5 protein-coding genes are annotated in these 7098 nt (G+C 57.9%); 1 reads left to right on the forward strand and 4 read right to left on the reverse strand.

Annotation, left to right across the window (positions count from 1 at the left end):
* Position 1 precedes the first annotated feature (1 nt).
* Positions 2–1429, forward strand: a complete 1428-nt coding sequence (locus tag HMPREF1546_RS03915) for a hypothetical protein (protein ID WP_021750355.1) — start codon at positions 2–4, stop codon at positions 1427–1429.
* A 193-nt stretch (positions 1430–1622) separates the two neighbouring features.
* Here the strand turns inward: HMPREF1546_RS03915 and HMPREF1546_RS18685 are convergent, their stop codons facing one another.
* The 4 genes from HMPREF1546_RS18685 to HMPREF1546_RS03940 all read right to left on the reverse strand — a co-directional run.
* A complete protein-coding gene (locus tag HMPREF1546_RS18685; RefSeq protein ID WP_021750353.1) occupies positions 1623–1901 on the reverse strand; it encodes a hypothetical protein in 279 nt (92 codons plus the stop codon).
* 18 nt (positions 1902–1919) lie between these two features.
* Complete coding sequence (locus HMPREF1546_RS18690; RefSeq protein ID WP_147629906.1) at positions 1920–2189, reverse strand: hypothetical protein; 270 nt, start codon at positions 2187–2189, stop codon at positions 1920–1922.
* Positions 2190–2933: 744 nt separating this feature from the next.
* On the reverse strand, positions 2934–3179 hold the full coding sequence (locus HMPREF1546_RS03935; RefSeq protein WP_021750350.1) for a hypothetical protein: 246 nt from the start codon (positions 3177–3179) through the stop codon (positions 2934–2936).
* A gap of 389 nt (positions 3180–3568) precedes the next feature.
* A partial coding sequence (locus HMPREF1546_RS03940; RefSeq protein ID WP_021751712.1) for an S-layer homology domain-containing protein occupies positions 3569–7098 on the reverse strand: 3530 nt, incomplete at its 5' end.

Here is a 7098-nt window from a genome sequence, read left to right on the forward strand (position 1 = left end):
CGTGAGAGAGGAATTGATCCGGGTGGAGAACGGCTGCTTCCGCAGGGAGGACGAATTCTACCGTTTTGAAATCTCCATTTCCCGGGGGGAGTGCATCGGGGTCTATGTGGACGACCATTTTACCTCCGGCACCGCATATCTGGACCTGTTCAAGGGCGGCACACACCTGGAGCGGGGACGGGCCTTTTCCTGCGGCCGTCGGGTGGGCCCGCTGGAACTGGAACGCTGGATCCTGCAAAACGCCAGGATCGTGAACTGGCACCGGTTCCATTCGCAGGAGCTGACGGTGCGGGACTTCCTGCTGGCGCTGGACCGTCCGGCCGGCTGGCCGCAGAGATGGGGCGCGGTCCGGCACCTGCACAGTCCGGAGAGCCAGGAGATCCGGCAGCGGATGGAACTGCGTGTGCCGCTGGAGAGCCGGCTTGCCGACCTCTCCCTGCTGGATTATTACCGCCTCTGTGTATTTCGGGTGTGGTTCTGGCGGGGAGAGCTGCTGGTCCTGGACCGGATCACAGAAATCCTGCGGCGGCGGGATGTGGAAAAACTGATGGAGTGCGTACAGCTGCTGCTGCGCCAAGGGACGGCGGTATTCCTGCTGGATCTGGACGAGACATTCATGTACCGCTACTGTGACCGGATCGACGTCATCCGGGACCGCAGGACCTGCTATCGGCTTTACCCGGAGGAGTACGGGGAGCAGCTCTATGCAGTTCTGGGCTGGAAGCCGCGGGACCGCGGAGCGGAGCATACAGAGTGCCGCTGGGAAGACAAGCAGGTGCTGCGGCTGGAGGGTCTCACTTTTCCGGGAATGGCGCCGCTGACCTGCCAGATTCACAGCGGAGAGATCGCCTACTTCCGGGACGAGAACTACACGGCTGCCGCTAGACTCCGGGAGTGCTTTCTGGGCGGCAGGAACTGGCTGAGTGGGATGCTGTGGCTGAACGGGCAGGCACAGACACATGAAGAGATGACAAAGCAGATCGGCACGGAGATCGGGATTCAGACCGAACGGCCGGACCGTCCCGGCGGTGTATTGTTTGACAACCTCACCGCGCTGGACAACCTGACGACCTGCCTGCTTCCCAAGGCCGGATACCGTCTGGTTCGCCGGCGGGTCGCGGAGAATATTTTGGAGGAGGCCTCCAGATGGTTTCCCCGAGAGGATCTGCTGCGGCCTCTGCGCACTTGGTCCTTACCGGCGCGCCTCCGGTTCTCCTATTTCAAATGGTATCTGCTGAATCCGCAGCTGCTGGTCTGCTTTTTTCCCTTTTCCGGGCAGGAGACGGCGCATCATGAACTGATTATCGACCTGCTGGTTGCCTGCGCAGAACGCGGGATGGCGGTTTGGGTCATCTCCTCCAACATTGACGCGATCTGCGAAAAGACGGAAAACCAGGAATTTCTCCAGCGCCTGCGAACCATCAACTGACTTCCATGGAAAACCGGCGGCAGACTTGTGGCACAAAGACCTCCTTTTTCCTCCATCCAGCATTTTTTGCTGCAGGACGAAAGGCATCCGCGGAATTTTGCATGGCGCGGCAGTTGTCCGCCGGTGTCGGCACATGCCCATTGGCGGTGCCCTGGCCCGCCATGCAGCGCTATTCATGGGTTTTATCCCCATTTCAGATACCCGCCGAAAAGCGTTTAGCTGCCTTGCGGCAAGCCGGACGCTTTTCTTTTTCCCCAAGCGGGTGAGAAATCGTTCCCAGAACCACCTTCCCAAAGACCAGCAGGGCGGATTGCAGCTGCCGTAATACTGCTCCCAGCACACTGCGTACACCTGCCACCCGGAAGCTGCAGGCGCCGCTCTCATAGATGGGCGCCCGCACCATCTCCCAGGGCGGAGTGACAGAGGAAAAGGTCTGGTTCTCCCTGGTGGTGGTCAGTGTGTCCGGTCCCATGGGAGCAGATCCACATTTTTATCCCTCCGCCAGTGAGATCCGGATACAATACCGCCACATGGGATGTGGGGGCCTGAAGCCCGCGTACTTTGGCGCAGTGCCCTCGTTCTTCTGGCGCCGGTTGCTGGACCAGTTCACCGCCACAGCGCCGCCCTGACGGAGCGCGATGGTCCGACCGCTCTGTGGGATCACCAGGAAGGGAGCCTGTCCCACAGCAAAGTTAAACCGGAGGGCGGTGCTCTCTGCGTCGGGAAGGCGCGCCACGGTAAGGCCATTCGCGTTTTCCACATTCTGGCCACCGTTGAGAGCCACCAGGGCAATGCCGGCACGGCCGGGAGGAGCAGCCCTGGCATACATCCCACGTCCGCGTTCTGTGCCGGTTCAGTGTGATGGTGATTGATGGATATGGAGAGCTTTGCTTTTCGCTCCGGTCTGCTCCACCTCCACATCGGCCTGCGCTCCCTGTAGTCGATGCCGGAAGGCCCCTCGTCCGTCAGGGCGTTCACCATCAGCGGCTGGATGCCGCCGGTGAAGGAGATGTCACCATTGTCCCAGGGGTCGGCCGGATTATAAAAGCTGTCCCGCTGTTTCTCTGCGATGTTCCGCTCTGTAAAGTAGGCAGCCTGGACATGGGCCAAGTATTTTTCGATGTCCAGGACCAGTTTCAGCTCCTCCGGAGTGTAGTTCCCCCATCCACGGTGATCTTCTTATCTGTGATGAGATTGCCCCGGCTGTCCACCAGTCCATGGAACTCCAGCATGCGGTTGCGCATCAATCAGCCCCCACCGCGGCGTAGGCCGGGGGCAGCGGCGCCAGCGGGAGGAGATGGGGAACGGCTGGCCTGGCTGGCCCCTCAAGTTTACACGGGCCATTCCGCCATCAATTCCATTCCGCAGAGCACGGCCGCTGCCGCGCAGCGTCAATGTCCGGGGTACTTGCCGCTGGCGCAGATCCGCCTCCGGGGCCTCGGCCAGCTCCTCCCGCCGCACTGGTTTAAAGAGATATTGAATGGGGTGGCCTGATAGCCCGCCTTCAAATATGCGTTGCTGCGGTGGTGATAAAAAAGACTCCCGCCCTCTCGTCCCAGGACCGCAGCTCCCAGGCAAACTCCATGCCGCTCTTGCCAGCCATACAGATGTCCAGACAGAACAGGTTGAACCACGCCCCCTTCCGCATCGTGGCTTCCAGATTCTCCGTGCTGGAAAAGGGCCTCCCCTCGTGCTCCACGTTCCGTCCCCGCAGGATATCCTCCTGTATGGCGCAGATTCCTCCCTGCATGGGTGCCGAAAGAGTCCGTAGCATATAGCAGGTCGATGCAGAGGAGAAATTGTGCCCGTGGAATGGACGGAAAACAGCGTCAAACTTGCCGCTATAACAGGCGATTCAAACCCAAGTTGTATCTGCAATACCATGAGGCAGAAGCATCCGTCTTGTAGTGTCTTTGGAATTAGAGGATAAAAAGGGTCCCCCGGAAATCCGGGGGGACCCTTTTTGCTGTTCAGAGGTTTGTCTGAACAACAGACTTGTGATGAAGTCTCGACAAAATTTGCTTCCTGTGTTATCTCTATATTTTTATATATAGGGAGAAGACCCCCGGGCAGATACCCGGGGGTCTTGAGTGCGTTGGAAGGGATCAGATAGGTTCTCTTCCATCCAAAGATCTGGTCTTAGCCGAGGGAATTGGTCCCCGTGCTCACGGCATAATCAGTGGTTACAGTGACATAGCAGGTAGCGGGCTCCCATTCCTCAAAGGCAGGGCCAAATTCAACAGTCCAGTCGGAGTCCCGGCCTTCTTCAAGCTCGATAGTAGAGTCATCCCCATTGTTCCATGTCTGATAGAAAGGAGCGCTGTTCTTTCCGGTATCAAAATAGCCATTCTCCTTCTGCCACTCCACCTGGGAGGCAGAAGCGGTATAGCGAACGATCACATCGCCATCGGCATTCAGAATAGCAACTTCCAGACCGGTGATGTCATCCGTATCGAAGTCATCAACATATGTCCAGCCGACATTGTAAGCACCCGGCTGAGCCTCTCCCCACGGGCCGAAGTCCTCCATCACGACAAGTTCGAACTCCTCATACGTGCAGTCGCCGATGGTGATCTCGATCCGGTCGCTGTCAGTCAGATTGCGGTTTTCAACCGTGTAGACAACCTGGCCGTTAGAAGAGGCATCGTCATCCTTTTCAACGCGGGCGTTGATGCCATTGATGGTCACGGACACATCCGCCTCAGACAGGGTGCCGAGCTTGTCAGCATGGGCGGTGGGCAGAGCGATCATCAGATTGCCGCTGCCATCAATGTATGCCAGGACCTCCTTGGCGGCAAAGCCGGCATTGCTGTCCTTCAGGACATTGACGGTGATGCGCCCAGAGGTGTTGGTGTCGTCTTCCTTGTCATCGCTAGGCCGGTTTGTGCCGGTCAGCAGCTCAGTCTCGCTGTCGAAGACAACCCAGGCGGCAGTGCCGTTGCTGTTCAGAACAGCCACGATCTCGCCCACGTACTCCAGAGCGGCGGTATCCTCATCGGGATCGGCCAGGTAAGAGATGGCGCCGGAAACCGTGTCGAACTCGGTCTTCACGTCGCTCTTGCCGTTCTCATCCTGAATGACCACAGCCTTGGCATCAGAGGCCAGAGCCAGGCCCATGTCATCCTGACCGGGCGTGATATACAGGGTGCGGCCCTGAAGCTTCAGCTCCAGCTCCTCACTGCGGGCGTCTGCGCTATTGACAAAGTACACATCGTAATCGTCGATGTCGATATCCTCGTCGGTAGCGGCATCATAGTCATAGAGCTTATCCACGTCCACGACTTTGACGACATAGTCGTCGGCGTCGAAGCGCAGCTCCTGTACAGTGCCCTTATCCAGCTCATCGATGATGCTGGTGTACTTGCTCTTGGCGGTCAGTGTCTGGACCTGGCCGTCGAGGATGGCCTCGAACTCCCAATAATAGGTGTCGCCGATCTTCTCCTCGCTCTTGGCGCCAGACAGGATGTAGGCGTAGTTGGCAACGCTGCCGGTGGCATCCGCCACGGCCACAGCACCGATGATATAGTTGTCCTTGTCATAGACTGTGTAGACCTGAGCCTCGATAACGGCCTTACTGGCGCCATCATAGTGCTTGTCGCCCTCGATGGTCTCGACAGAAGTGTCGATTTCCAGATCCACATTCTGTACACCGGTGTAAACGCCGTTTACATCAGTAATGGCAACATTGGAGGTATCGACCTTATCCATCTCCACAGTGATGAACACAGAGTCGTCCTCGCCGTAAACGCGGGTACCCTTATCCAAGACCGTGTCCTTCACGCTGACATTCGCAGTATCGATAGTCACCTCTTCATAACCATCACTCTTATCATTTTCGTCGGCATAGAGAGTTGCAGTCATGGTGGCAGGCTTCAGGGTATAGGTGCCGTCCTCATCCACAGTATAGGTGTACCAACGGTTTAGGGTCGGATTACCCTTGTTTTTGCCGGACTCCCATTCATCGAAGTAATCCATGTCAGCCTTCTCGATGTTCTTGTTGGTATCGGTGACATTGACCTCGATCTCATCCATGGTGCCGTCCAGGAAGATGGCACCAGCAGTGGCAGTCCGGATGGACAGATTGCTGGAATTGCGGTCATAACCGGTGATGAAGACATACTTCATGGTGCCCTCATACAGCTCCACGCCGATGACATAGCCATACTGATCCAGGTAGACGTTGTAGCTCATGTCGGTCAGCAGATCCCGGTCGTAAGCGTACAGGTTCTCGTCGTCATAGTATGCCTTGGCGGCAGCCTCATACTGCGTACCGTCGGTAGTCAGCTTGGAGACGACCAGATCGTCGTCGCTGCTCCACTTGGTGACGGTGCTATCCTCCATGACCTCAGCATCCTGGATGGCAACGACTTCACCGCGATTGGAGTCCTTATAGGAGATGTTGACCAGATAGAATGCCTCGTCCGCAACATCGGCCACATTGGCCACATCCTCAACATCCACGTTATAAGTGGTGTTGGCACCACCCTTACCGGTAAAGACCTTCAGGGGGGCATACTCCTTGCTCTCGCTGTAATTCGCAGTCGCCTGGGCCAGCCAGGTGTTGATGGAGGCAATGGTAATCAGACCGTCACCGTCGTTGGCATCGGTGTCCACGAACACCTGAGTCAGAACGCCGTTGTCGGTGACACCCACGTCATCCTGGTTGGAACGGCTCAGGTCGCTCTTATCAATGGTGTCCGCCTCGTCGGGCTCAACGCCGTCCACATAGACATCCAGATCCGCATTGCGGATGGTGGAAGCGGTCAGCACATTGTACAGTTCACGGCCGCTGACACCGGTGGTATACTCGGCGACCATCAGGCTGTAATCCACATAGGTGCCGATATCCCGGTTCTTCCAGGCCCAGGTGTAGGAGGGACGTCCGAAGTCGTCCGTATCCCGGTCCATGGTCAGGTCGGGCTGATACCGTTCGGCGAACTCGACGGTGTAGTCACCGCTGTTGTCCCGGTCAGCATTAATGCTGGTGGCCTGGTTGTACACACTGGAGGTCACATAAGTAGGAACGGAAGCCGCAGTGGAAATCACGGCACCGTTGACGGTGATCTCGCTGCCGCGATCGGTGTACTCCACCAGAGTGGTCTTCAGGGTGTTAACCGCATATAGGGCCGCCTGCTCACGGGTGCAGGCCTGAGCACCCACGAACTCATCATTGCCGGCAGTCAGGCCGATCTCATAGGCACGGCCAGCCACGTTGACGGTCCAGTTGGGGCCGGTGTAGCCCTCGATAGAGCTGTCATAGCCCAGAGCGCCCAGCAGCATCTTCAGGAAGGCAAAGCCGGTCAGGGTGCCGGTGGGACGGAAGGTGCCGTCGGCGTAGCCGTCGATCAGCCCCCGCTCCACACAAAAGGCGATGTAGCCTGCAAAGGAACTGCCTGCGGGCACGTCCTTAAAGGGTGCCGCAGAGGTTCCCAGGGACTCGGCAGTGGTCTTGCCTAGGATCATGCAGGCGATGATCTTGGCAGCCGCCTGACGGGTCAGGGTGCCCTGGGGACGGAAATCACCGCCGGCATAGCCGTCGATGATCCCCATTTCGGACATCACGTTGACAGCTTCTGCATACTGCTCACCAGAAAGCTCACCGCTGTCTGTGAAGTCCTTGGCACCGGCGCTGACAGTGACCAGAGACATGGTCATCACCAGAGCAAGCA

The organism is Oscillibacter sp. KLE 1745, assembly GCF_000469445.2.
Classification (GTDB): Bacteria; Bacillota; Clostridia; order Oscillospirales; family Oscillospiraceae; genus Oscillibacter; species Oscillibacter welbionis.

Bases quoted from the DNA above. Each gene is read 5' to 3' on its own strand.
- HMPREF1546_RS18685 (WP_021750353.1), bottom strand. From the start codon at position 1,901: ATGGGACCGGACACACTGACCACCACCAGGGAGAACCAGACCTTTTCC.
- HMPREF1546_RS03935 (WP_021750350.1), bottom strand. From the start codon at position 3,179: ATGCAGGGAGGAATCTGCGCCATACAGGAGGATATCCTGCGGGGACGG.